Source organism: Nitratireductor aquimarinus (assembly GCF_017255295.1).
Lineage (GTDB): Bacteria > Pseudomonadota > Alphaproteobacteria > Rhizobiales > Rhizobiaceae > Nitratireductor > Nitratireductor aquimarinus.
The window spans coordinates 198,791-221,532 of sequence record NZ_JAFKDE010000005.1; the positions used below are offsets into that span (position 1 = coordinate 198,791).

Here is a 22,742-nt window from a genome sequence, read left to right on the forward strand (position 1 = left end):
CTCCTGTCTAGAGCATCGGACCGAAAAGCGGGAACCGGCTTCCGGTCCGATGTTCCATCAATAAATCAGATCGTCCGTGTGCGCCCGGACGGGCGCATGGCGATCTAGCCGTAAACGAGCTTGTCCTGACGCGCGCGCAGCTCGGCGATCTTGGAACCGGCCGGCGGGGCAGCGTTGTCGGACGTGATCAGTTCACCCTTCTTGATGGGCTTGGTGACCGTGCCGCCCTGAAGCAGACCGCAGGGGATGGCCCTGGAGGCGCGGGCCTCGGGCACCGTCATGATCCATGCGCGGTAGCAATATTCACCAATCGCATCGAGCGTCTCGCCCGGCTGCATGTCCTTCTTGGCGACGGCGCAGACTTCCGCAACCGGCTTGTCCAGCGGCACCATGTCCGGCTTGCCGTAGAGAACGACGCGGGCGCAGGTGAGCGGCACTTCAAGCGAGGTGAGGTGATAGGGACGGTGGAAGGTGAAGTAAGGGCCCTTGCCCATCTTCAGGTCTTCCATGCGCTCCGAAATGCGCGGATGCGACATGTCGGCGACAACGAAGACGCCGGGCGCCACGCCCTTGCCGATGGAGTAATCCACCACGCCAACGCGCGACAGCACACCGCCATCCTTTTCCGGCACCAGTACGGAGGACAGCTCGTCCAGCGTCGCCTTGGGGCCATGCATGCCCGGCTTGTCCGGCACGAGACCGGTGGCGTTGGCGATGGCCGCCATCTCGACCATGGTCTTGGAACCATCGACGAACTCGACCAGCATGCGCACATTCATGTTTCGGCGCGCTGCTTCCTCGGCGTAGTCGTCCGGGATCGCATCGATGTTGAGCGGGTTGTTCTTGCCCTTGCCGGCGGCGACGATGGGATGCCCCATGGCCGAAACGAACTCGATCAGCTCCATGCAGGAGGACGGCTCGTCGCCAGCGCCCAGCGAATAGGTAACGCCCAGGCGGTCGGCTTCGCTCTTCAGATAAGCGCCGATGGTGACATCAGCCTCGACATTCATCATGACGAGGTGCTTGCCGTGCTCCATGGCCCGGAGGCCGATTTCAGCACCGACAGCGGGAACACCGGTCGCGTCGATCACGACGTCGATGAGATCGTTCTCGAGAAGCAGATCGGCATTGTTGGTGACGGCAACTTTGCCGGCTTCCATCGCCGCGGTCATTGCGGATTGCGTGTCCGCTTCCTTGGCGTGCCCTTCTTCCTGATAGGCGATATCCACGGCACGGCTTGCCGCAGGCAGGTTCAGCTCCGAAATGGCGCCGATTTCAATGCCGGGCATATGTGCGACGCGGGTGACGATATCGGTACCCATTTCGCCCGACCCCACAAGGCCGATGCGGATCGGCTTGCCGGATTTGGCCCGATCCTCGAGATCCCGGGCAAGGCCGGTAAGCGCAACGTTGGCAGACATTTCTGACCACTCTCCCAGATGGCGTTTCCTCAGATTGAGGCTTATTGAACATATGTTTAGGTGTCAATACGAATGTCCATTGACGCGACAACAACGCCCTGCTCTCCCCAGAACCGTCAGCAGCAAAAGCCCGCACAGCAGACATGACGCTAGGGAAAGAGAAAATCGTAACATTCCAGCTTTTGTGAACGCTCTGTTTCAGTTTTCCGATCTGAACGAACGCAAATGGGCTCCCTAAATGAAGAGCCAGCCAGGGAAGACGCCTCGGCTTCGAAGTAATAACACACTTCCCTGACGGAAATGTGAAACGCTTGTTGATAGCTAACTGGAGTAATGAAAATGAAAACTGCTCTCTCCGCTCTCGTTATTTCCACCTTTATTGCAGCTCCGGCATTTGCCATTGAGCCGATCAAGGGAAGCATCACCTATGACGGTCCTTCTCAGTCGACGCTGAGCAAAACGCCGGTCGGTTCTGTTCTTCAGCACCAGTTCAACGCGAACGGCAATGAATATCGCGAGATCTATGTTGTCGGTGACGACGGCCGCCCGGTCCTCGTAAATCGTACGATCGTAGACAACAGCTAATGTTCAAATGAACATTGCAAGAAAGGCCCGGACATCGATCCGGGCCTTCTCTGCATGAGGGGGGACTCTACTTCGAAACGCAATTACCTGTTTCGCAATACAACACAGGGCAGCCCGCCACTGCGAAAACGGCGACAGACACGCACCGCATCCGGCCGGCTGTCAGCGCCGATGCGGACCGCATAGATGCCGCGCCATCCGCGCGGCGAGCGCACCCGGGTTATGACCGGCTCGTAATCCTTCAGAAGCGCTGCATGCCGGCGCAGAACCATCTGCCAAAGCCTTATCGCCACATCGCGGCGAAAATGCCCCGCCACCTGCACGCCCCAGGGCTGGGTGTGAACACTGGCCATCGCCATGACGGCGCGGGCGGAGACAGGCAAGGCAAGACAGGCCTCATCGAACGGCTTGTCGGGATGCAATGGCTGAACCTTTGCAGCGCGCGTGCGCTCGGAGAACGTATCGACCGGCTCCCCCAGGATCGCCATGACGTAATTCTCGGTTTCGAGCGGCAGGAAACCGCCCTTCGAGAGCCAGCGTGAGACACGCCCCTCTCCCGCATTGTAAGCGGCGGCGGCCAAACCGAGATTGCCGTACTTCTCTTTCAGCTCCGCCAGATAGGCAGCCGAGGCCGGTATCGCCTTTTCAATATCAAATGCATCGTCGAGGCCGCGCATCGCCGCTGTGCCCGGCATGAACTGCGCCACGCCCTCCGCCCCCTTGGGACTGACGGCATTGGGATTGAAGCGACTTTCCTTCCAGAGGAGTCGGGCAAGGAAAGCGGGCTCCATGCGGTTGTCCCGCGCCTCAGCCTCCACGATCCGGCAGATGGAGGCGATGAGCGTCGCCTTCTCCGTTTCATCCTTCTTCTGGTCGCCCTGCTCCGCGCGAACGGAAGAAAGGCCGGGCAGAAGCATGACGAGCATGGCAATATGCAAGATCAGCCAGCGGGAACGGACATGCTGCATCGGGCACCCTTTCGCTCTGGCCGAAGCGTAGGGCCAGCCCCGACGACAGGCAAGCCGCAGGAAAGAAGCCGCAATGGCAAAGAGCCGTTTGCCGCATCAAAAAGCCGTCGATCATTCCGAAGGAGGCATGGTGGAGCTGAGGGGAATCGAACCCCTGACCTCGTCATTGCGAACGACGCGCTCTCCCATCTGAGCTACAGCCCCGTTCCACCGATTGCACGCATTTAGGTATGCGGAAGCGGGCCTGTCAAGAAGTGCGCGCGCAAGAAGAGAGCGCATGGAAACTGCACCCTGCGCCGTGCAAAAATTCCCTCCAGACTTGCCGCATCCACCGCCAATGGCTACATGTCGCAAAATTGCCGGCATGCAATGCAGGAACCGCCTGTGCGTGCCGCGCTTAACACGGCCCAGGAGACCGGCATGCTCGCGCTTATCCAGACCATCATCATGGCGCTCGACATCTATTGGTGGCTGATCATCGCCTCCGCCATCTTTTCCTGGCTGTATGCCTTCAATGTGGTCAACCCGCGCAACCAGTTCGTCGGGTCCATCGGCAACTTTCTCTACCGCGTGACGGAGCCGGCGCTGCGCCCCATTCGCAAGGTCCTTCCGGACCTCGGCGGCATCGACATTTCGCCGATCATCCTGCTTCTGGCGCTGTTCTTCATTCGCCAGTTCATCCTGACCACCGTCGCCCCGGCGCTTCTCTGATCCATGTCGGAACTGCCCGCCTTCTGCCGACAGGCCGATGACGGGCTGGTGCTGTTTGTGCGCCTGACGCCGAAATCGTCGCGCGACGCCATTGAAGGCCCGGCGGAAACGGCGGATGGTCGCTGCCATCTGAAAGCGCGGGTGCGCGCCGTGCCGGAAAACGGCAAGGCCAATGCCGCGCTTGAAAAACTGCTCGCCAAGCAGCTTCGCGTGCCCGCAGGCAGCGTTTCGGTGACCGGCGGAAGCACCTCGCGCCTCAAGACCGTGACAGTGGCGAACACCGACAAGGATGTGCTCGACCGGCTCTCAGGCTTCGCTGCAGAAAAATAAGGTTCCCCTGTCGAAACAGGCTATGCTCCGCCCCCAAGGGGGATGAGGGTGATGAAGAGGAGCCTGCCCATGAGAATGGCACTGACCAGACTTGCGATAGCGGGACTTGCGATGGCGGCGATGGCCGGCACGGCGCGAGCGGTCGACATTGAAAGCGCATATACAGAGCTGAACACCGAAGAGAACTGCGCGCCCTTTGCCGCGCCGGGCGGCGACGAACCGGGCGACTGGGTCAATCTCGTATGCTCGGGCTGGAAGGGCTATCCCGTTCTTGTCTACTACAGCGATGCACGGGAATCGCTGTTCTACGGCTTCCCGCCGGCCGGCGATCTGGCGCCTGAGTGGGAAAGCTTCTCCGCGTTCAATTCCACCGGCCCCACCATCGAATGGCGCATCATGAAGGATGGCGACCGCGAATGGCCCGTCGCGACGATCCATCGCTGGTTCGTGGATGACGATTTCGGCGACAAGATCGAAGTGCTTGTGGTGGAGAAGGTCGGGCAGCTTCTGGAACGGCAGGGCTGCGTCGTTGGCTATGTGGTTGCGACAGGCAACGAAAACGCCAATGAAAAAGCCCGCCGCATTGCTGATCGGCAGGCCTATGACTTTGCTTGCGGGGCCGACCAGCCGGTCGTTGACGCGGGTGAGGTGCCAGCCCCGATGAGCGCGGGTGGCGGCGGCTAGAACACGGGACCGAAAACTGGAATCGGCTTTCGGTCCGATGTTCAGGTGAAGGCCTGGATCGCCCGTGGTGCGCCCTGATGAACGCAGGCCGATCCAGACGCCGCCAGCGCCATGCTTACTTGCTGGTCTTGGCCCGCTCGATGGCCTCGACGATCAGCCTGCGCGCTTCGCCAGCGTCCAGCCAGTCGCCGATCTTGACCCACTTGCCGGGCTCGAGATCCTTGTAGTGCTCGAAGAAGTGCTGGATCTGCTGGAGGGTGATCTCGGGCAGGTCCTTGTAGTTGTGCACGTTCTCGTAGCGGCGCGTCAGGTGAGCCGACGGCACGGCGATGATCTTCTCGTCCTGTCCGGAATTGTCTTCCATGACCAGAACGCCGATCGGGCGCACATTGATGACGCAGCCGGGAATGAGCTGGCGCGTGTTGCAGACCAGAACGTCGATGGGGTCGCCGTCATCCGACAGGGTGTGCGGCACGAAGCCGTAATTGCCCGGATAGGTCATCGGCGTGTAGAGGAAGCGGTCGACGACCAGCGTTCCCGAATTCTTGTCCATCTCGTATTTGATCGGCTGACCGCCGACCGGGACCTCGATGATGACGTTCACGTCTTCCGGCGGATTATCACCGGTGGAGATGGCGTCTATGCGCATGGAGAAGCAACCTTTGTTCTGGCAGGTGATGGCTGCCGGAGACCGGCGCGGCGACCGATAAGGTCCGCCGGACGAGGCAACCCGGAAATGGATGGCTGCCGCTTTATCGCGTCACAGGCCGCATGGCAATGCAGCGAATGGTGCAGTGCGAAATTTTGATGGTGCGCGCGCAAGCCGGAAAGACATGCGCAGCAGGGTCGAAGATCAATCCCAGACGAAGGCCAGCTTGCGCAGCGCCCGGCTGTGAAACACCTCGACGCCCTCGGCAATGTCGCGCCCGCCAGCACCGGCATAGAACGCCAGCGCTGCCTCATTGTCTTCCAGCGCCCACACGACAAGACCGTTCAGGCCATGGGCCGACAGCATGTCGCGCGCGGCCTGGAAGAGCCGCGTGCCAAGACCGACGCCCTGATATTCAGGCCGCAGGTAGAGCTCGTAAATCTCGCCTTCCTGCGTCAGCTCACGGGCACGGTTGCGCCCGAGCGTTGCGTAGCCGGCAATCTCTCCGCCGATCTCGATGACGAGAACGGTGGCGGACCGACGAATCGCATTGGCCCACCAGCGCGGACCACGACGACCGATCATGCGCCCCAGCGCCTGATAGGGGATGATGCCGGTATAGGCCCCGCGCCACGCGCTATCGTGGACTGCGGCCACCGCCTCGGCGTCTTCCGGCTCTGCTCGTCTGATGTCGATCGTCAGCGTGTTCATAGTTTCTTAACCATAGCTGCGTCGGGTCGACATGCGCAAGCATTAGAGCGCTCATCTTTGCGGTCGCGCACAGGCAGCCGAAAGCGCTCAGATTTCCGTCAAACGGTCTTCGATTTCATTGGGATTAAGCCGGCCGGCGGGGAAATGCTGTGCAAGCACCTCTCCGGCGTAGCCAACGGTTTCGACAAACCCGTCGGCCAGCGTGCCGCGGCGCGCATGCTCCAGCATCATGGCGACGCCCTCGTTCCAGACACGCTGTTCGACACAGGCGTCGATCTCGCGGTCAGCCACGATTTCCACGTAGCGTTCCGCCAGCGAAACGAAAATGAGAACGCCGGTCCGGCCCTCGGTCACATGGATGTTGTGGGCGAAAAACTGGTTCTGCGCTTTCTCGTGGGCGCGCCGGTATTTCAGCGCCCTGGGCACAAGCGCAACGCGCAGCCCCCGGAAAGCGATCAGAAGAGCGCCGGCCGCGGCAAATGCCGCGAGCTGCGCAGCGGCGAAAACCACGGGATCGACGGAAATCCACCAATGCCTGAGCGCCAGCGCCAGAAACGGCCCGAGAATGAGGATTGCCAGCGCGACGATGAGGCCGGCGGGATAGAGATAAGGATCGCTGGACCGCGTGAGCACGCAGTAGATTTCGCCCGCAGTGCTGCGCTCGGCATCACGGATCGCCTTTGCGATGCGGGCATGTTCTTCGTCCGTCAGTGTCCTGATCTTTCGCAACATCCTACCAGCTCCCCGAAGCACCGCCGCCGCCGGACGAACCGCCGCCGCCGGAAAAGCCCCCGCCACTGCTGCCGCCGGAAGACCATCCGCCGGAGGAGCTGCGTCCGGAGCGCCCGCTGGACTTCTTGTAATTCACCTTCATGCCGAGCCACTCATACTGGCCCGGCCCGATCTTGCGCCCAAAGATGGGCGGCAGAAGCGCCATGGCGAAACCGCCGAAGAAGAAGGTGCCCCAGACGATGAAGAACAGGATCGTCGGCCAGGGAATGCTGTCATCTTGCTGCTGGCTGCGCCGGGCGCGGGCCTCGAGCTCCGCCGCATTGCCCTCCAGCACCATGATGATGTCATCCACCGCGCCATCAATGCCGGCGTCGTAATCGCCAGCGCGGAAGGCCGGCACCATGGTGTTTTCGATGATGAGTTTGGAGTGCAGGTCGGTCAGCGTGCCTTCGAGACCATAGCCGACCTCGATCCGCATCTTGCGGTCATCGAGCGCGACCAGAAGCAGGACGCCATTGTCCTCACCCGCCTGCCCCAGCCCCCATGCGCGGAAGAGACGGTTGGCGAATGGCTCCAGCGCCTCGCCATCGAGGCTGCGAATGGTGGCGACGACAATCTGGTCGGAGGATTTCTGCTCGAAAGCTTCGAGTTTTCCGGTCAGGCGTGCCGTGGTTTCCGCATTGAGGATGCCGGCGTCATCGACCACCCGCCCGGTGAGCCGGGGCAGTTCCGCAGCGGCCAGCGCCGATGCCAGAAACAGAGCGACAAGGCCAGCCGCAAGGGCAAGCCAAAGGCGCTGGCGATCACGTGCGGCGGGACACCGCCGGACTGCCTCCCCCATCGATCAGTCTCCGTCAGCCGCCGCTGTTCGTGCCGAAATTGACCGACGGCGCATCCATCTGCTCCTGCGAGATGGTGAAGGTCTCATAAGGCTCGTTGCCCGTGAACCAGAACATCGCCCACAGCATGGAGGGCAGTGTCTTCAGCGACGTGTTGTAGAGGCGAACCGCCTCGATATAGTCGCGCCGGGCGACGGCGATGCGGTTTTCCGTGCCCTCAAGCTGGGCCTGCAGCGCCAGGAAGTTCTGGCTCGCCTTCAGATCCGGATAGTTCTCGACGACGGCCAGAAGGCGCGACAGCGCGCCGGTCAGGCCGGCCTGGCTCTCCTGAAACGCCTTGAAGGCTTCGGGATCGGTGAGCATGTCCGTCGACACCTGAACCTGGGTGGCCTTTGCGCGCGCCTCGACGAGGCCTTCCAGAACCTCGCGCTCGTGGGAGGCATAGCCCTTCACCGTTTCGACCAGGTTCGGGATGAGGTCGGCGCGGCGCTGATACTGGTTCAGCACTTCGCTCCAGGCGGCCTTGGCCTGTTCCTCACGGGTGGGGATGGTGTTGAACCCGCAGGCAGAAAGCAGCGGCAACATCACGAAGAGCGCCAGAAGAGAAAGAAGGCCGCGCTGAGAGACAGCGGCGAGCGGCTTGGCAATCGGCATGAAGGAGCGCCTCCGAAACATTGGTTCTGGGAACATTAGAGCATCGGACCGAAAAGTGGAAACCGGTTTTCGGTTATTCCGATGCTCCATCAATCGCTTAGATCGTCCTTTGTGCGCCGGAATGGGCGCACGGCGATCTAGAACATGGGCCACTGACAGGAAACCAATTCCGATCAGGCTGCCCATGCTGTACGGTTATCGCAAATCCACTGCAACGGGTTTTCAGATGGGGTCGGGAAACAAACAGGATCAGGAAGCCGAAGCGGAGTCGCGCCGGATTCTCGACCGGGTTGGCCGCGAGAGCGAAGGCAGCTCCATGATGACGCGCGTGCGCGATCACGTGGCAGCTACCGATGCAGAGCAGAACGACCCGATTGAACTCTGGGGCACCCGCATCGGCAGGGCCATCGCCGTGACCACGCTGACGGCCCTGATCCTCTGGCTCCTACTCTACGTCTTCGGCATAATCGGCGGATAACGGACAGCATGACCAATCAGGACAACCGGGGCGAGGCGCGCGCCGTTATCGTCATTTCAAGCCATGTGGCGCGCGGCAGCGTTGGCAACAGGGCGGCCGTTTTTACCCTTGAGGCACTGGGCTTTCCGGTCTGGGCGGTGCCGACGGTCATTCTGCCCTGGCACCCCGGCCATGGGCCGGCGACGCGCATCGTGCCGGAAGCAGATCAGTTCGCGCGCTTCATTCACGATCTGGAAAACGCCCCCTGGCTGGGTGAAGTGTCGGCCGTGCTGACAGGCTATCTGGGCGGGCCGGAACAGGCGACGGCGATTGCCGGGCTGGTGAAAACCCTGAAGGCACATAACCCGCAGGCGCGCTATGTCTGCGACCCCGTTCTGGGCGACAAGGGCGGGCTTTACGTGCCGGAGGCGACGGCAACGGCGATCCGTGATCAGCTGCTGCCACTGGCCGACATCACCACGCCGAACCGCTATGAGCTGGCGTGGCTGACGGGGATGGAGATTTCCGGCACGGAAAGCGCCATTCGCGCGGCGCGGCAGGCCCCGCCGGCGGATGTAATGGTGACGTCAGCGCCGGCCAGCAGCCCCGACCGGCTCGCCAATCTTCTGGTGAGCGAGACGGACGTTCTGCGCGCCGTGCATGACAGCATTCCAAGCGCGCCGAACGGGACGGGCGATCTGACGGCAGCGCTCTATCTCGCCCGGCTGCTCGCAGGCGAGACGCGGGAAGAAGCGCTTGCAAAGACGACGGGCTCGGTTGTGGCGATCCTCAACAAGGCGGCAGAACGCGGCTCGAACGAACTGATGCTCGAAACCGACCGGCAGATCCTGACGCGCCCGGAAATGAGCATCGAGATCGAGCATGTGGCGGAAACCGCGGAGGCATGACGGCGGTCTGAGCCTGCGGGCAAACGCATAAACCGGATTGCCCGAAGAACGGTTTACCGTTATTCGGAATTCCATGACCCATCTGCCAGACCGTCTTATCGCCGGCTACCGCAACTTCATGGCGGGCCGTTACAGCTCCGAGAGCGATCGCTATCGCGCATTGGCCAAGGATGGCCAATCCCCGAAAACCATGGTCATCGCCTGCTGTGATTCACGCGCGGCGCCGGAAACGATTTTCGACTGCGGCCCCGGCGAGCTTTTCGTCGTGCGCAACGTGGCCAACCTCGTGCCGCCCTATGCGCCGGACGGGCAGCATCACGGCACGTCCGCAGCCCTGGAATTCGCGGTGCAGAGCCTCAAGGTGAAGCACATCGTCGTGATGGGGCATGGACGCTGCGGCGGCATTGGCGCGGCGCTGAACCGCTCGGCCGAGCCGCTTTCACCCGGCGACTTCATCGGCAAATGGATGGGGCTGGTCAAGCCGGCCGCAGAAGCCCTGGCCGAGAACGAGATGATGACAAAGGCCGAGCGCCAGACAGCGCTTGAGCGCATCTCGATCCGCTACCAGGTGGAAAACCTGCGCAGCTTTCCCTGCGTGAAAATCCTCGAAGACAAGGGCAGGCTCACCCTGCACGGCGCGTGGTTCGACATTTCGAGCGGCGAGCTGTGGGTGATGGACCCCAAGACCGGCGATTTCGAACGGCCGGACTTCGAGTAGACCCGATACTGTCAGGCGGGATCGCCTGACTTTTCACCAAAAGCGAAGCGCGATGGCCCCGTATCAGACGGGGCCTGTCGGACCATGCCGCAAAGCCGTTGCCAGCGTTGGCTCCGGCAGCCTGTTCCAGATGATCCATGAAACGATTGCCACCGTTCCAAGCGTCGGGATGATGAGCACCATGGCCAGAACGGGATCGCCGATGAGTGCGGCGATGGTTCCGCCGGCGAGCCCTGTGGTCATCTGAAGAAAGCCCGTCAGCGACGATGCGGAGCCCGCAATGCGGGGGAATGGGGCAAGGCCCGCCGTCATCATGGCCGGCATCACGAAAGCGATGCCGAAGGCATAAACGCCGACCGGCCCCATCACGCCGATGAAGCTGGGCTCGAACAGGGTGAGCGCAAACACCAGAAGCAGGCTGCCCACACCGATGGCCGTGAGGCCGATGGGCACGAGCCTGTAAGCGCCGAGCGACTTCATCAACTGCCGCGCGGCGACAGCGCCGACGAAATACATGCCCGATTGCGCCAGCATGCCGAGGCCAAACTCGGCGGGTGTCATGCCGACATTGTCCATCAGAATGAAAGGCAGAACGGTTGCCTGCGTATAGAGCGCGCCGACCGCACCGGCGATGACGAAGCTCGACAGCATGAAGTAGCCATTGCTCAGAAGCAGGCCATAGGAGTGGACCAGCGCCTTCGGGCTGATGCGCGAGAGATCGCGCTCGACGGTCTCGCGCATACAGAAATGGATGATGAGCGCGATCACCAGTCCCGCCACCAGCATGAGAATGAAGATGGCGTGCCAGCCGGCTATCTGCATCGTCAGACCGCCGAGCGTCGGCGCGAAGGCCGGCCCCACGGCAAGAATGATGCCGACCAGGTTCATGATCCGGGCGGAACTTTCATTCGTGAAAAGATCGCGCACGATGGCGCGTGAAACGGCCACGCCGACGGCCGCGCCAAAGCCCTGTAGAAAGCGGGCGGCGATCAGCGTTTCGATATTGGGTGAGATCAGCGCGATGAAGCTCGCCACCACATAGATCGCGATGAAGGCGAAGGTGACGGGCTTGCGCCCGAGGCCATCCGACAGGGGGCCGCAGAACAGCTGCGCCACTGCAAAGCCGGCAAAGTATAGCGATATGGTCATCTTGACCGCCGCTTCCGTGGTGCCGAAAGCCTCGACGATCTCCGGCAGCGCAGGCGTGAATAGCGCCATCGAAACGGGCCCGAGCGCCACCAGCAGCGCACCGATGATGCTGACCCGCCGTTCGCTCATCAGCGGCGGTGGCGGGGTTTCGGCATCCGGTGCTTCTGCGCGCATGTTCATAAGGGCTCCCCCTGCCGTGGCGCGGCAGGCTTTTGCGACAGGCCCGCCAGATTGGCCCGCACCACTTTCAGTTTCTCGAGCATTTCGTCCCACTCGGCTTCGCTGAGCGTGCCGGCAGCGCTGCGCCGCATCTCGGTGCCCACCCGGCCAATGGCCTCAAGCACCGCATCGGCCTTGTCCGTCAACTCGACGAGCTTTGCCCGACGGTCGGACGGGTCGTTCGCACGGCGCACGAGATCGCGCGCCTCAAGCCGGTCGAGATAGCCGCTCAGCGTCATCGCCTCGACGCCCATGCGCTCTGCGAGAACATTCTGGCGAACTGCGCCGGCGCGCGCTGCATGAACCAGCGTGCGCGCCTCACCGGGCGTCACGCCGATACCGGCATTGGAAATTGCCCGATCCATCGTGTTTCTGATCAGACGATAAACGTCTGCGATGAGGAAACCGAAGGACTCCGGATTCACGTGCTGCGTCATCAAAAAGACCCTTATTATAAGGCAAACTTAATATAAGCCATACATATAGTCAGCCCCTATCATCGTCAACTCCGGCCATTGCGCCGTCAGCCGCCAGCGCTTACATCGCAAGGGCTCTGTTCCTCCAACGAACCGGAAACGCCATGCAGAAATCCGCTCCCATCGATCTTGCAACGCACCCGCTGACGAACTGGACCGGGCCGCACGGCCTGCCGGATTTCACCGCATTCGACGATGCCGCGTTTGCGCCCGCTTTCGAGGTAGCCATCGCTGCCCATGAGGCGGAGATCGAGCAGATCGCCAACAATCCAGACGCGCCGGACATCGAGAACACGCTGGCGGCGATGGAACTCGCCGGTGAAGCGCTCTCGCGGGTCTCGGCCATCTTCTGGTGCCGCGCAGGCGCACACACCAATGAGACGATCCAGGCGCTGGAACGGGAGATCTCGCCGCGCATGGCCCGGCACATCTCGTCCGTTCTCATGAACGCGGCGCTGTTTGAGCGCATCGACCGGCTTTATCAGGCGCGCAACACGCTCGACCTTGATGCAGAGACCGACCGCGTTCTTGAAAAAGTCTGGAAGCGCTTTGTGCGCGGTGGCGCGCAGCTCGACGCAGACGACAAGGCGCGGCTTGCCGTGATCAATGAGGAACTGGCCGGGCTTGGCGCGAAATTTGGCCAGAACGTGCTTGCAGACGAAAGCGGCTGGTCACTGTTTCTGGAGGAAAACGACCTGGCCGGGCTCTCCGACGCGCTGAAGAGCGCCATGGCGGAAGCCGCCGAAGCGCGCGGCGAGAAGGGGCGCTATGCAGCAACGCTCTCACGCTCCATCGTGGAACCGTTCCTTGCCTCCTCCGAACGGCGCGACCTGCGCGAGAAGGTGTTCAACGCATTCGCCAAACGCGGCGAGAATGGCGGCGACACGGACAACGCCGACATTATTGCGAGCACGCTGAAGCTTCGCGCAGAAAAGGCGCGATTGCTCGGCTATGAAACCTATGCCGCGCTGAAGCTGGACGACACGATGGCGAAAACGCCGGAGGCCGTGCAGGAGCTTTTGCAGCCGGTCTGGCGAAAGGCGCGCGAGAAAGCCGCCGAAGACGAAAAGGAACTGGCGAGACTGGCAGCCGAAGACGGCCAGAACCACGCCATCGCCCCCTGGGACTGGCGCTATTATGCGGAGAAGCGGCGCGCCGAGCGCTTTGCCTTCGATGAAAGCGCGCTGAAACCCTATCTCGCACTCGAAAACGTGATCGCCGCCTCCTTCGACGTCGCCAACCGGCTGTTCGGCCTGACCTTCGAGGAGCAGAAGGGCGTTCCGGCCTGGCATGAAGACGTGCGCACCTTCATCGTGCGCAATGCCGACGGCTCGCAACGCGGCCTTTTCCTGGCCGACTATTTCAATCGCCCGTCCAAGCGCTCCGGCGCATGGATGAGCGGGTTGCAGTCGGGCTATCGGCTGGGCGCCGGCAAGACGCCGATCATCTACAATGTGATGAACTTCGCAAAGCCGCCCAAGGGCACCCCTGCCCTTCTCTCGGTCGATGAAGCACGCACATTGTTTCACGAATTCGGCCATGCGCTGCACGGGCTTCTGAGCGACGTGACCTGGCCGTCGATTTCCGGCACCTCGGTCTCCCGCGACTTCGTGGAGCTGCCCTCGCAGCTCTATGAGCACTGGTTCACCGTGCCGGAGGTGCTGCAGAAATTCGCCCTGCATCACGAAACCGGCCAGCCCATGCCGCAGGAACTGCTTGAGAAGATGCGCGCGGCGCGCACCTTCGACGCCGGCTTTGCAACGGTGGAGTTCACCGCCTCGGCGCTGATGGACATGGCGTTCCACAGCCAGGCCGAAGCACCCGAAGCGCCGCTGGACTTCGAGGCGGAAACGCTGAAGCAGATGGAAATGCCGGACGCCATCGTGATGCGCCACCGAACGCCGCATTTCCTGCATGTGTTTGCGGGCGATGGTTATTCAGCCGGCTATTATTCCTATATGTGGTCGGAAGTGCTCGACGCAGACGCCTTCCGCGCCTTCGAGGAAACGGGCGATCCGTTCGATCCGGAAACCGCGAAGAAACTGCTCCGGCACATCTATGCGGCCGGCGGGTCGGCTGATCCCGAAGAGCTTTACAAGGCGTTCCGCGGGCGCATGCCAACGCCGGAAGCCATGATGGAAAAGAAGGGGCTCGCCTAGGCCCGAGAACCTGACGATGACGGCCTGCCTGCGGGCCGTCATTCAATGGTCAGATAGATGTCACGCCGCCGATAACCGGTTGCCACACTAAACGGTGAAATTGCCTCCCACGACCCAACCAGATCGAGGGAGACTGTCATGAAGTCCTTTGGAGTGAGCACCCGCCGCAAATTCCTGATCGGAAGCGGCGCAACCGCACTTGCCACCACGCTTGGCGGGCTGGCCATGCCCGCCATTTCGCGCGCCTCGTCGCGCCCCGTCTTCACCCATGGCGTCCAGTCCGGCGACGTGGACACCACGACCGGCATGATCTGGACCCGCACGGATCGCCCGGCGCGGGTGGAGTTTGAAGTCTCGACCACCGAGAGCTTCGCCAACCCGACGCGGCTGCCGAGCCTCGACGCCCTGCCCGACAGCGATCTCGCCGTGAAAAGGCTGCTGGAGAACCTGACGCCCGATCAGGATATTTTCTACCGCATGACCGCCGTGGATCTCTCCGACGTTTCGGCGCGCTCGGAGCCGATTGTCGGACGCTTCCGCACCGCGCCCTCCGCACGCCGCGACATCCGTTTCGCCTGGTCGGGCGACACCGCCGGCCAGGGCTGGGGCATCGATGAGACCGGCATGAAGACCTATGCCACCATGTCGAAGCACGAGCCCGACTTCTTCCTGCATTCCGGCGACACGATCTATGCCGATGGCCCGATCCAGGACGAGGTGGAGCTGAAGGACGGCTCCAAATGGGTCAACAAGGTGGTGATCGACGAGAAGCGCAAGGTCGCTGAAACGCTGGACGAGTTCCGCGGCCAGTGGAAGTACAACATGATGGACGATCATGTGCGCGCGCTGAACGCCGTGTGCCCGACCTTCTTCCAGTGGGATGACCATGAAGTGGTCAACAACTGGTCGGCCTCCAAGGACCTCACCGAAGACGACCGCTACACCGAGAAGTCGGTGGCGCTTCTGCAGGCGCGCGCTGCCCGCGCGTTCCACGAGATGTCGCCGATCCGCTTCACCCCGGCAGAGCCCGGCCGCGTCTACCGCAAGATCGCCTACGGGCCGATGCTGGACGTGTTCTTCCTCGACCTGCGCTCCTATCGCGGCCCCAACACCGCTTCCATGCAGGATGAGCTGAGCGATGAGGCCCGCATTCTGGGCGATGCGCAGATGCAGTGGCTGAAGCGCGAACTCTCGAACTCGCGCGCCACCTGGAAGGTGATCGCCTGCGACATGCCGATCGGCCTTGTGGTGCGTGACGGCGAGAAGATCGAGGCGATTGCAAATGGCGACGATGGCGCTGCCAAGGGCCGCGAGCTGGAAATCGCCGAGCTGCTGCGTTTCATCAAGAATGCGGGCATCGAGAACACGGTGTGGCTGACTGCCGACGTGCACTACACGGCTGCCCACTACTACAATCCCGACAAGGCGCAGTTCCAGGACTTCAACCCGTTCTGGGAATTCGTGTCCGGCCCGCTGCACGCCGGCACGTTCGGCCCCAACGATCTGGACCAGACCTTCGGCCCGGAACTGAAATATGTGAAGGCCCCGAGCAAGGAGCAGGGCGTGAACCTGCCGCCTTCCGACGGCTTCCAGTTCTTCGGCCTGGTCGACATCGATGCCGACACACAGCAGATGACGGTGCGCCTGATGGATCGCGATGACAACGAGCTCTACACAATGACGCTCGATCCCGTGCGCTCGGCCTGACACTGAGCGCATGCACTCGAACCGGGGCCTTTGCGCCCCGGTTTTTTGTTTCGCGCGAGGCATGTGTCACGCAAATGACTGGAGGCAATCCGGTTACTCTTAGAAAATCATGCCCAATTGGTCGCAGTCTGCGAAATTGCATCTTTCCGCAACGCACACTAACTAAACCCGGAAAGCTGTCGAAAACCGTGGAGAGCAAGATGCATCAGACAGGCGCGCCCCAGGGAGCCGAAATGACCGCAGACGCAGGTCCTGCCCGGCCAGACGTGACCGTCTTCTTCGACAGGCGCACCTTCTCGGCACAGTATGTCGTCGCAGATCCGGCGACCGGCAAATGCGCAATCATCGATCCCGTTCTCGATTTCGACGAGAAATCCGGCGCAACCTCCACGGAAAACGCCGACCGGCTCCTCGCCTTCATCGAGGAGAAGGGGCTCGAGCTCGAGTGGATTCTCGACACCCATCCCCATGCCGATCATTTTTCAGCCGCGAGCTATCTGAAAACCAGAACCGGAAAGCCGATCGCCATCGGCGAGAAGGTGGTCGAGGTGCAGAAGCTCTGGAAAGGCATCTACAACTGGCCGGAGTTCCAGGCAGACGGATCGCAGTGGGACAGGCTTTTCGCTGACGGCGAGACTTTCACCATCGGATCTTTGCCGGCAAAGGTCATGTTCTCGCCCGGTCACACGCTGGCCTCGATCACCTATGTGATCGGCGATGCGGCCTTCGTGCACGACACGCTGTTCATGCCCGATTCCGGCACGGCGCGCTGCGACTTTCCCGGCGGCAGCGCGGAGCGGCTCTGGAAGTCCATTCAGGACATTCTCAGCCTGCCGGACGAAACGCGCATCTTCGTCGGCCATGACTATCAGCCGGGCGGACGCGAGCCGCGCTTCGAAAGCACGGTTGCCGAGCAGAAGGCCACCAACAGCCACATGTCGAAATGCGCGACAGAGGCGGAATTCGTTGCCGTGCGCGAGGCGCGCGACAGGACGCTGCCCATGCCGAAGCTCATTCTGCACGCGCTTCAGGTGAACATGAATGCGGGCCAGCTTCCCGCGCCGGAAGCCAATGGCGAGCGCTATCTGAAGTTTCCGCTCAACGCGCTTGAAGGCGCTTCCTGGGGCTAGAGCGCCGTGCATCGTGCTTTCCGAAAATCGATCCCGATTTTCGGGCCGATGCGCTAGACAATTCCAGGAAAAGCGGGAACCGGTTTTCCGTCCGGAATTGCGCAAAAACAATGATTTGAGCGGTCCCGGGGTCGACAACGGGCACTGCGGACTTTCGCAATTGCGAAAAAACCTGTAAGAGCGCGGCAACGCAACAGGGCCGCGCCTTGCCTTTCGCGCGCCTACCGACCCCAAAGAGCACATATGAAACTGCGCAACATTGCGATTATCGCCCACGTTGACCATGGGAAAACGACACTCGTCGACGAGCTTATGAAGCAGTCCGGCGCGTTCCGCGAGAACCAGCGCGTCGCCGAACGCGTCATGGACTCCAACGAGATCGAAAAAGAACGCGGCATCACCATTCTTGCCAAGGCCACCTCGGTGGAATGGAACGACACCCGCATCAACATCGTCGATACGCCCGGACACGCCGACTTTGGTGGTGAGGTGGAGCGCATCCTCTCCATGGTGGATGGCGCAGTTCTTCTGGTGGACGCGGCCGAAGGCCCGATGCCGCAGACCAAGTTCGTTGTCGGCAAGGCGCTGAAGGTTGGCCTGAAGCCGATCGTCGCCATCAACAAGATCGACCGCCCGGACGCACGCGCCGACGAGGTGATCAACGAGGTGTTCGACCTGTTCGCAGCGCTCGACGCCACCGACGAGCAGCTCGACTTCCCGATCCTTTACGGCTCGGGCCGCGACGGCTGGATGAACTACAGCCCGGAAGGTCCGAAGGATGAGGGCCTCACCCCGCTCTTCGATCTGGTGCTGAAGCATGTGCCGGAGCCCAGCACGGAGCCCGGTCCGTTCCGCATGATCGGCACGATCCTGGAAGCCAACCCGTTCCTCGGCCGCATCATCACCGGCCGCGTGGCAGCCGGCTCCATCAAGCCGAACCAGGCGGTGAAGGTGCTGCATCACGACGGCACGCTGCTTGAGACCGGCCGTATTTCCAAGATCCTCGCCTTCCGCGGGCTCGAGCGCCAGCCCATCGAGGAAGCGCAGGCAGGCGATATCGTCGCCATTGCCGGCCTCTCCAAGGGCACGGTGGCCGACACGTTCTGCGATCCCTCCGTCAACCAGCCGATGGAGGCACAGCCCATCGATCCGCCGACGGTGACCATGAGCTTCATCGTCAACGACTCGCCGCTGGCCGGCACCGAGGGCGACAAGGTGACGAGCCGCGTGATCCGCGACCGCCTCCTGAAGGAAGCCGAGGGCAATGTCGCGCTGAAGATCGAGGAAGCCGACGACAAGGATTCCTTCTACGTCTCCGGCCGTGGCGAGCTTCAGCTTGCCGTTCTGATCGAGACCATGCGCCGCGAGGGCTTCGAGCTTGCCGTTTCGCGTCCGCGCGTGGTGATGCAGAAGGACGAGAATGGCAATCTTCTCGAGCCAATCGAAGAAGTCGTGATCGACGTGGACGAGGAGCATTCCGGCATCGTCGTGCAGAAGATGTCGGAGCGCAAAGCCGAGATGATCGAGCTGCGCCCCTCCGGCGGCGACCGCCAGCGCCTTGTCTTCCACGCGCCGACGCGCGGCCTGATCGGCTACCAGTCGGAGCTCCTGACCGACACGCGCGGCACGGCCATCATGAACCGGCTGTTCCACGATTATCAGCCCTACAAGGGCGAGATCGGCGGCCGCATCAACGGCGTGCTCATCTCCAACGATGACGGCGAGGCGGCAGCCTACGCGCTGTTCAACCTGGAAGACCGCGGCCCGATGGTGATCGACGCTGGCGTGAAGGTCTATCAGGGCATGATCATCGGCATTCACTCCCGCGACAACGATCTGGAAGTGAACGTGCTGAAGGGCAAGAAGCTCACCAACGTCCGCGCCTCCGGCAAGGACGAAGCCGTGAAGCTGACCCCGCCGATCCGCATGACGCTGGAGCGCGCGCTTTCCTGGATTCAGGACGATGAGCTGGTGGAAGTGACGCCGAAGTCGATCCGCCTGCGCAAGCTCTACCTGGACCCGCACGAGCGCAAGCGCTTCGAGAAAAGCCGCGCCGGCGCGGCTTGAGGTCTGACTGCTTTCCGGCCAGGTTGTTCACATGAGCAACCTGGCCGAAACACTTTATGCCGACCCTGATGTCGCGCAGTTCTATGATTATCGCGGGGCAGCGCGCCCCGACCTCGCATTCTGCAGGAAACTCGCCAGCGATGCCCACTCGGTTCTCGATCTTGGCTGCGGAACAGGCGAGCTGGCCACTCAGCTGGCCGACAACCATCGTTTTGTAGGAATTGATCCCGCAGGGGCAATGCTCGACATTGCACGCGGTCGCCGTAATGATCCGTTGGTGGAGTGGATCGAGGGCGATGCCCGCACAATCCGGCTGGCCGAACGTTTCGATCTGATTGTCCTGACCGGCCATACGTTTCAGGTTTTCCTTACCGAGGCCGATCAGCGAGCGGTCATTGAGACCATCGCCAAACACCTGAAACCCGGTGGCCGCTTTATCTTCGACAGTCGCAATCCGGACTTCCCGGGTGGGAAAACCCGCACGAAGGAAGAGACACTGCGCCGTTTCACACATCCCAAGCATGGTGAGGTCGAGGCGTGGAACGAGTCCGTTTTCGATGATGAGACACAGATACTCAGCTATCGAAACAGCTACCGGGTGCTGAAGAGTGGCGAGGTCCACACGGCAACGGCGCGCATTCGCTATACGCCAATGCACGTTATTGCGGCTCTGCTGGATGACTGCGGGCTAACGGTCGACCGCTGGCTTGGGGACTGGACCGGCAGGCAGCTCGAGCCAGCGTCGAGAGAGATCATCCCGCTTGGGCGCAACACGGCATCGTAGCCCGTTGAGGGCCGCTACAGGATGGAGCCGGCTTCAACGCCGCGCCGGGCACCCTCGCCCTTCGACAGGCTCAGGATGAGGGTTACTGCGGTGTCGGGTGCCAATCCAGCGGCTGATGCATCCGGCGGATCAGTGTTTGGCAGACGTCCCAACAACCCTCATCCTGAGCCTGTCGAAGGGCGAGGGTGCCTGGCGCGGACTGAGACGCCGCCTATCCTTCACACCACCTCCCATGGCAGCAGCCTGACGCAGCCGGGTTGACAGCACCCGAACATCCCGCGCTAATCGCCACAAGGTTGTGGAGGAGATCTCAGATGGATCCGGCATTTCTGCTCACGGCGCTTGTCGTTGTGCTGATTCCCGGCACCGGCGTGATTTACACGCTGGCGATTGCGCTTGGTCGCGGGGGGCTTGCTTCGGTTTCGGCGGCATTCGGGTGCACGCTCGGCATCCTGCCGCACATCGCAGCCGCAATTCTCGGCATCGCCGCGCTGCTGCATGCCAGCGCCATGCTTTTCCAGATCGTCAAATTCGCCGGCGTGCTCTACCTGCTCTGGATGGCATGGGGCGCGCTGAAGGAAAACGGCATGCTTGATGCAGAGCCAGACCGCACGGCGATTGCACATCGCGCCATCATCCGGCGCGGTTTTCTCATCAACATTCTGAACCCGAAACTGTCGATCTTCTTTCTGGCGTTCCTGCCCCAGTTCATCCCTGCTGAAAGCGCCCTGCCCGCGCTCGACATGGCGTGGCTCGGCTTCGTCTTCATGGTCATGACGTTCGTGGTCTTCGTGCTCTATGGGCAGATGGCGTCGCTGGTGCGCGGCAGGGTTCTGTCGAGCCCGACGATCATGAAATGGCTGCGCCGCTCCTTCGCGGCAGCCTTTGCGGCGCTGGGACTGCGCCTCGCCCTTTCGACAAGGTAGACAGATGGAACTCTCCGCTCTCGTCATCTTCGCCGGCGCGCTTCTGGTTGCTGCCGGCACGCCCGGCCCCAGCATCGCCGCCCTCGTGGCCCGTGTGATCACGCGCGGCTGGGGCGATGTCCTGCCCTTCATGGTGGCGATGTGGATCGGCGAAGCGGTGTGGCTTTCCTTCGCGATTTTCGGCCTCGCGGTTCTCGCCGAAAGCTTCCATCTGGTGTTCTCGGTCATCAAATATGCGGGCGTGGCCTATCTGCTTTATCTCGCATGGAAAATGTGGACCGCGCCGGTGACGAACCCGGACGACGCCGTGCCCGACGCGCAATCGGGCGGGCGGCTGTTCTTCGCCGGTCTGGCAGTCACGCTTGGCAACCCCAAGATCATGATGTTCTACGTCTCGCTGCTGCCCACGATCATTGATCTGGCTTCGGTGACCCTGATGGGCTGGGCAGAGCTGACACTGACCATGCTGCTCGTGCTGCTGGTGGTGGACGCGGGCTGGATCGTCGCGGCGGCGCAGGCCCGAAAGCTGCTCAGAAGCCCGCGCGCCATGCGCATCGCCAACCGTACAAGCGCATCGCTGATGGCAAGTGCAGCAGCAGCCATCGCGGCGCGGTAGGGCGTTCGGCGCTCAGACATTCAGGGCCGCGTTTCCCTGCAACGGTGAACCGTTCTAGGGTCAGGACCCTAGACGTCAGCGCCAATCCACTCGATCCAGCGGCCATGGAAGTCGCAGCGCGCCAGATCGCGGCGCGTGCCTTCCGGCCACAGGGTGAGCGAAACGCGCGCGAAGGGCTCCTTCATGTCGGAAGGCTCCATGCGCAGCCAGGCGATGGGCGCCCCGCCGGCGCACCCCGCTTTTTCCAGCGCGCCCTCGATGCGGGACTGCGTTTCGAACGGCAGATATTGCCACATGATCGAGTGAAACAGCACCAGCACCCGGTCGGGTTCGCGCATGGCAAGCGCCGCCTCGACAAAATCGGCCGCATCCGCCTTTTCCAGCGAGAGAGAAGCGCCATCCGCAAGGCTGATCGCCGCGACAAGACGTTCGAGCCGCGCCGCCTGATCGGCCCAGACATAGGAGGTGAGACGCAGGCGCTCGCTCTCCAGCGCAACATCGATGGGGGCGATGTCACTGCCCTCGCGCGAGGCGATTTCAAGCCTGCCGGAAAGGTCGGGCGCAGCGCCCCGCACTTCTGGCGCGAGCTTTACCGGTGAGGCGGCATCGCCCCAGATGCTCTCGCCGTAACAATAGTGGAACCGGTCGAACAGAAGGTTCAGCCCCGCGCTCGATCCGATCTCACGAAGGTCAAGCGGAAGGCCGGTTTCGCGGGCAATCGTGAGAAAACCCGGCAGGAGCATGGCCGAGCGGGCGATCTCATTGGTCTGCGGCGCGCTGTCCAGAGTGGTGCAGAGCCGTGCATCATGGCGCGCAATGGTGCCGGCGACAGCCGCGCCAACGGCATCACGCGAGGCCGTTCCGGGTGGATAGACGCCGGCTAACTCCGCCTCCTCTCCCGCCAGAACCAGCGCATGAAGCCCGCCGCAAAGCCGCAGCGCCAGCGCATCTTCGCCGGGCGCTCCGGACCAGTCGAGCACGCGCGCGCCGGTTCTCGTGTTGCGATCCAGAATTTCAGGCAGAAGCCGGCACAGCTGGGCGGTGAAGGGGGAGCCCATACGGTCGCAGGCCTCGGCCTGCTTTTCGAAATGTGCGCTGATCCGGCTTTCCATGCAGTTCTCCTTCAAAGTTTGAAGGAGAGG

General features: G+C 62.3%; 24 protein-coding genes and 1 tRNA gene. 14 read left to right on the forward strand and 11 right to left on the reverse strand.

Features of this window, described 5'->3' with window-relative positions; genetic code table 11:
- Nucleotides 1–104: 104 nt before the first annotated feature.
- Nucleotides 105–1,421 (reverse strand): NAD(P)H-dependent oxidoreductase, encoded by a 1,317-nt coding sequence (locus tag JYP46_RS10170; protein ID WP_113153519.1) that lies wholly within the window; start codon nucleotides 1,419–1,421, stop codon nucleotides 105–107.
- Nucleotides 1,422–1,760: 339 nt separating this feature from the next.
- Here JYP46_RS10170 and JYP46_RS10175 point away from each other — a divergent pair, with 339 nt between their 5' ends.
- Entirely contained in the window at nucleotides 1,761–2,006 is a 246-nt protein-coding gene (locus JYP46_RS10175; protein ID WP_113153520.1) for a hypothetical protein, read from the forward strand.
- An 83-nt stretch (nucleotides 2,007–2,089) separates the two neighbouring features.
- On the opposite strand, the gene JYP46_RS10180 is transcribed toward JYP46_RS10175, so the two are convergent.
- Entirely contained in the window at nucleotides 2,090–2,923 is an 834-nt protein-coding gene (locus JYP46_RS10180; RefSeq protein ID WP_206545757.1) for a lytic transglycosylase domain-containing protein, read from the reverse strand.
- Between the two features lie 179 nt (nucleotides 2,924–3,102).
- Nucleotides 3,103–3,178: transfer RNA gene (locus tag JYP46_RS10185), tRNA-Ala, on the reverse strand.
- A 216-nt stretch (nucleotides 3,179–3,394) separates the two neighbouring features.
- On the opposite strand from JYP46_RS10185, the gene JYP46_RS10190 reads away from it, so the two are divergent.
- The 3 genes from JYP46_RS10190 to JYP46_RS10200 all read left to right on the forward strand — a co-directional run bounded on the left by JYP46_RS10190 (nucleotide 3,395) and on the right by JYP46_RS10200 (nucleotide 4,699).
- On the forward strand, nucleotides 3,395–3,685 hold the full coding sequence (locus JYP46_RS10190) for a YggT family protein (protein WP_113156082.1): 291 nt from the start codon (nucleotides 3,395–3,397) through the stop codon (nucleotides 3,683–3,685).
- Between the two features lie 3 nt (nucleotides 3,686–3,688).
- The gene (locus JYP46_RS10195) at nucleotides 3,689–4,015 is read left to right on the forward strand and encodes a DUF167 family protein (RefSeq protein ID WP_113153521.1); all 327 of its coding nucleotides are present in this window, start codon (nucleotides 3,689–3,691) and stop codon (nucleotides 4,013–4,015) included.
- Nucleotides 4,016–4,084: 69 nt separating this feature from the next.
- The gene (locus tag JYP46_RS10200) at nucleotides 4,085–4,699 is read left to right on the forward strand and encodes a hypothetical protein (protein WP_206545646.1); all 615 of its coding nucleotides are present in this window, start codon (nucleotides 4,085–4,087) and stop codon (nucleotides 4,697–4,699) included.
- A 115-nt stretch (nucleotides 4,700–4,814) separates the two neighbouring features.
- On the opposite strand, the gene ppa is transcribed toward JYP46_RS10200, so the two are convergent.
- From ppa to JYP46_RS10225, 5 genes are all read right to left on the reverse strand, one after another.
- Complete coding sequence (ppa, locus tag JYP46_RS10205) at nucleotides 4,815–5,348, reverse strand: inorganic diphosphatase (RefSeq protein WP_113153523.1); 534 nt, start codon at nucleotides 5,346–5,348, stop codon at nucleotides 4,815–4,817.
- A gap of 204 nt (nucleotides 5,349–5,552) precedes the next feature.
- Nucleotides 5,553–6,059, reverse strand: a complete 507-nt coding sequence (locus JYP46_RS10210) for a GNAT family N-acetyltransferase (protein WP_206545645.1) — start codon at nucleotides 6,057–6,059, stop codon at nucleotides 5,553–5,555.
- An 87-nt stretch (nucleotides 6,060–6,146) separates the two neighbouring features.
- Nucleotides 6,147–6,791, reverse strand: a complete 645-nt coding sequence (locus JYP46_RS10215) for a TPM domain-containing protein (protein WP_206548033.1) — start codon at nucleotides 6,789–6,791, stop codon at nucleotides 6,147–6,149.
- A 1-nt stretch (nucleotide 6,792) separates the two neighbouring features.
- Nucleotides 6,793–7,632, reverse strand: coding sequence for a TPM domain-containing protein (locus tag JYP46_RS10220; RefSeq protein WP_206548034.1), 840 nt, complete (start codon nucleotides 7,630–7,632; stop codon nucleotides 6,793–6,795).
- 13 nt (nucleotides 7,633–7,645) lie between these two features.
- Nucleotides 7,646–8,284, reverse strand: coding sequence for a LemA family protein (locus JYP46_RS10225; protein ID WP_113153527.1), 639 nt, complete (start codon nucleotides 8,282–8,284; stop codon nucleotides 7,646–7,648).
- A gap of 184 nt (nucleotides 8,285–8,468) precedes the next feature.
- Here JYP46_RS10225 and JYP46_RS10230 point away from each other — a divergent pair, with 184 nt between their 5' ends.
- The 3 genes from JYP46_RS10230 to JYP46_RS10240 all read left to right on the forward strand — a co-directional run bounded on the left by JYP46_RS10230 (nucleotide 8,469) and on the right by JYP46_RS10240 (nucleotide 10,367).
- Nucleotides 8,469–8,762, forward strand: coding sequence for a hypothetical protein (locus JYP46_RS10230; protein WP_222474045.1), 294 nt, complete (start codon nucleotides 8,469–8,471; stop codon nucleotides 8,760–8,762).
- 8 nt (nucleotides 8,763–8,770) lie between these two features.
- A complete protein-coding gene (pdxY, locus tag JYP46_RS10235) occupies nucleotides 8,771–9,649 on the forward strand; it encodes a pyridoxal kinase PdxY (RefSeq protein WP_206545641.1) in 879 nt (292 codons plus the stop codon).
- A gap of 73 nt (nucleotides 9,650–9,722) precedes the next feature.
- Nucleotides 9,723–10,367: a carbonic anhydrase gene (locus tag JYP46_RS10240; RefSeq protein WP_113153529.1), complete on the forward strand. Its 645-nt coding sequence runs from the start codon at nucleotides 9,723–9,725 to the stop codon at nucleotides 10,365–10,367.
- A gap of 63 nt (nucleotides 10,368–10,430) precedes the next feature.
- Here JYP46_RS10240 and JYP46_RS10245 read toward each other — a convergent pair whose 3' ends face one another.
- A complete protein-coding gene (locus JYP46_RS10245) occupies nucleotides 10,431–11,690 on the reverse strand; it encodes a multidrug effflux MFS transporter (protein WP_342357333.1) in 1,260 nt (419 codons plus the stop codon).
- A 2-nt stretch (nucleotides 11,691–11,692) separates the two neighbouring features.
- Nucleotides 11,693–12,172 (reverse strand): MarR family winged helix-turn-helix transcriptional regulator, encoded by a 480-nt coding sequence (locus JYP46_RS10250; protein WP_206548035.1) that lies wholly within the window; start codon nucleotides 12,170–12,172, stop codon nucleotides 11,693–11,695.
- 143 nt (nucleotides 12,173–12,315) lie between these two features.
- Between JYP46_RS10250 and JYP46_RS10255 the strand changes: the two genes are divergently transcribed.
- The 7 genes from JYP46_RS10255 to JYP46_RS10285 all read left to right on the forward strand — a co-directional run bounded on the left by JYP46_RS10255 (nucleotide 12,316) and on the right by JYP46_RS10285 (nucleotide 21,600).
- A complete protein-coding gene (locus JYP46_RS10255) occupies nucleotides 12,316–14,370 on the forward strand; it encodes a M3 family metallopeptidase (RefSeq protein WP_206548036.1) in 2,055 nt (684 codons plus the stop codon).
- A gap of 138 nt (nucleotides 14,371–14,508) precedes the next feature.
- Nucleotides 14,509–16,077: an alkaline phosphatase D family protein gene (locus JYP46_RS10260; protein ID WP_206548037.1), complete on the forward strand. Its 1,569-nt coding sequence runs from the start codon at nucleotides 14,509–14,511 to the stop codon at nucleotides 16,075–16,077.
- A 233-nt stretch (nucleotides 16,078–16,310) separates the two neighbouring features.
- Nucleotides 16,311–17,207 carry an MBL fold metallo-hydrolase gene (locus JYP46_RS10265; protein WP_206545636.1) on the forward strand — a complete coding sequence of 299 codons (897 nt, stop codon included), beginning with the start codon at nucleotides 16,311–16,313 and terminating at the stop codon, nucleotides 17,205–17,207.
- A 243-nt stretch (nucleotides 17,208–17,450) separates the two neighbouring features.
- Nucleotides 17,451–19,274: a translational GTPase TypA gene (gene typA / locus JYP46_RS10270; protein WP_113153534.1), complete on the forward strand. Its 1,824-nt coding sequence runs from the start codon at nucleotides 17,451–17,453 to the stop codon at nucleotides 19,272–19,274.
- A gap of 31 nt (nucleotides 19,275–19,305) precedes the next feature.
- Nucleotides 19,306–20,058 (forward strand): class I SAM-dependent methyltransferase, encoded by a 753-nt coding sequence (locus tag JYP46_RS10275; protein WP_206548038.1) that lies wholly within the window; start codon nucleotides 19,306–19,308, stop codon nucleotides 20,056–20,058.
- A 314-nt stretch (nucleotides 20,059–20,372) separates the two neighbouring features.
- Nucleotides 20,373–20,984, forward strand: a complete 612-nt coding sequence (locus tag JYP46_RS10280; RefSeq protein ID WP_206548039.1) for a LysE family translocator — start codon at nucleotides 20,373–20,375, stop codon at nucleotides 20,982–20,984.
- A 4-nt stretch (nucleotides 20,985–20,988) separates the two neighbouring features.
- Complete coding sequence (locus tag JYP46_RS10285; protein WP_113153536.1) at nucleotides 20,989–21,600, forward strand: LysE family translocator; 612 nt, start codon at nucleotides 20,989–20,991, stop codon at nucleotides 21,598–21,600.
- A 68-nt stretch (nucleotides 21,601–21,668) separates the two neighbouring features.
- Here the strand turns inward: JYP46_RS10285 and JYP46_RS10290 are convergent, their stop codons facing one another.
- The gene (locus tag JYP46_RS10290) at nucleotides 21,669–22,712 is read right to left on the reverse strand and encodes a DUF2332 domain-containing protein (protein WP_206548040.1); all 1,044 of its coding nucleotides are present in this window, start codon (nucleotides 22,710–22,712) and stop codon (nucleotides 21,669–21,671) included.
- Nucleotides 22,713–22,742: the final 30 nt, after the last annotated feature.

Coding starts and splice junctions, on each gene's coding strand:
- JYP46_RS10170 (WP_113153519.1), bottom strand. CDS start 1,421: ATGTCTGCCAACGTTGCGCTTACCGGCCTTGCCCGGGATCTCGAGGAT.
- JYP46_RS10175 (WP_113153520.1), top strand. CDS start 1,761: ATGAAAACTGCTCTCTCCGCTCTCGTTATTTCCACCTTTATTGCAGCT.
- JYP46_RS10180 (WP_206545757.1), bottom strand. CDS start 2,923: ATGCTTCTGCCCGGCCTTTCTTCCGTTCGCGCGGAGCAGGGCGACCAG.
- JYP46_RS10190 (WP_113156082.1), top strand. CDS start 3,395: ATGCTCGCGCTTATCCAGACCATCATCATGGCGCTCGACATCTATTGG.
- JYP46_RS10195 (WP_113153521.1), top strand. CDS start 3,689: ATGTCGGAACTGCCCGCCTTCTGCCGACAGGCCGATGACGGGCTGGTG.
- JYP46_RS10200 (WP_206545646.1), top strand. CDS start 4,085: ATGAGAATGGCACTGACCAGACTTGCGATAGCGGGACTTGCGATGGCG.
- ppa (WP_113153523.1), bottom strand. CDS start 5,348: ATGCGCATAGACGCCATCTCCACCGGTGATAATCCGCCGGAAGACGTG.
- JYP46_RS10210 (WP_206545645.1), bottom strand. CDS start 6,059: ATGAACACGCTGACGATCGACATCAGACGAGCAGAGCCGGAAGACGCC.
- JYP46_RS10215 (WP_206548033.1), bottom strand. CDS start 6,791: ATGTTGCGAAAGATCAGGACACTGACGGACGAAGAACATGCCCGCATC.
- JYP46_RS10220 (WP_206548034.1), bottom strand. CDS start 7,632: ATGGGGGAGGCAGTCCGGCGGTGTCCCGCCGCACGTGATCGCCAGCGC.
- JYP46_RS10225 (WP_113153527.1), bottom strand. CDS start 8,284: ATGCCGATTGCCAAGCCGCTCGCCGCTGTCTCTCAGCGCGGCCTTCTT.
- JYP46_RS10230 (WP_222474045.1), top strand. CDS start 8,469: ATGCTGTACGGTTATCGCAAATCCACTGCAACGGGTTTTCAGATGGGG.
- pdxY (WP_206545641.1), top strand. CDS start 8,771: ATGACCAATCAGGACAACCGGGGCGAGGCGCGCGCCGTTATCGTCATT.
- JYP46_RS10240 (WP_113153529.1), top strand. CDS start 9,723: ATGACCCATCTGCCAGACCGTCTTATCGCCGGCTACCGCAACTTCATG.
- JYP46_RS10245 (WP_342357333.1), bottom strand. CDS start 11,690: ATGCGCGCAGAAGCACCGGATGCCGAAACCCCGCCACCGCCGCTGATG.
- JYP46_RS10250 (WP_206548035.1), bottom strand. CDS start 12,172: ATGACGCAGCACGTGAATCCGGAGTCCTTCGGTTTCCTCATCGCAGAC.
- JYP46_RS10255 (WP_206548036.1), top strand. CDS start 12,316: ATGCAGAAATCCGCTCCCATCGATCTTGCAACGCACCCGCTGACGAAC.
- JYP46_RS10260 (WP_206548037.1), top strand. CDS start 14,509: ATGAAGTCCTTTGGAGTGAGCACCCGCCGCAAATTCCTGATCGGAAGC.
- JYP46_RS10265 (WP_206545636.1), top strand. CDS start 16,311: ATGACCGCAGACGCAGGTCCTGCCCGGCCAGACGTGACCGTCTTCTTC.
- typA (WP_113153534.1), top strand. CDS start 17,451: ATGAAACTGCGCAACATTGCGATTATCGCCCACGTTGACCATGGGAAA.
- JYP46_RS10275 (WP_206548038.1), top strand. CDS start 19,306: ATGAGCAACCTGGCCGAAACACTTTATGCCGACCCTGATGTCGCGCAG.
- JYP46_RS10280 (WP_206548039.1), top strand. CDS start 20,373: ATGGATCCGGCATTTCTGCTCACGGCGCTTGTCGTTGTGCTGATTCCC.
- JYP46_RS10285 (WP_113153536.1), top strand. CDS start 20,989: ATGGAACTCTCCGCTCTCGTCATCTTCGCCGGCGCGCTTCTGGTTGCT.
- JYP46_RS10290 (WP_206548040.1), bottom strand. CDS start 22,712: ATGGAAAGCCGGATCAGCGCACATTTCGAAAAGCAGGCCGAGGCCTGC.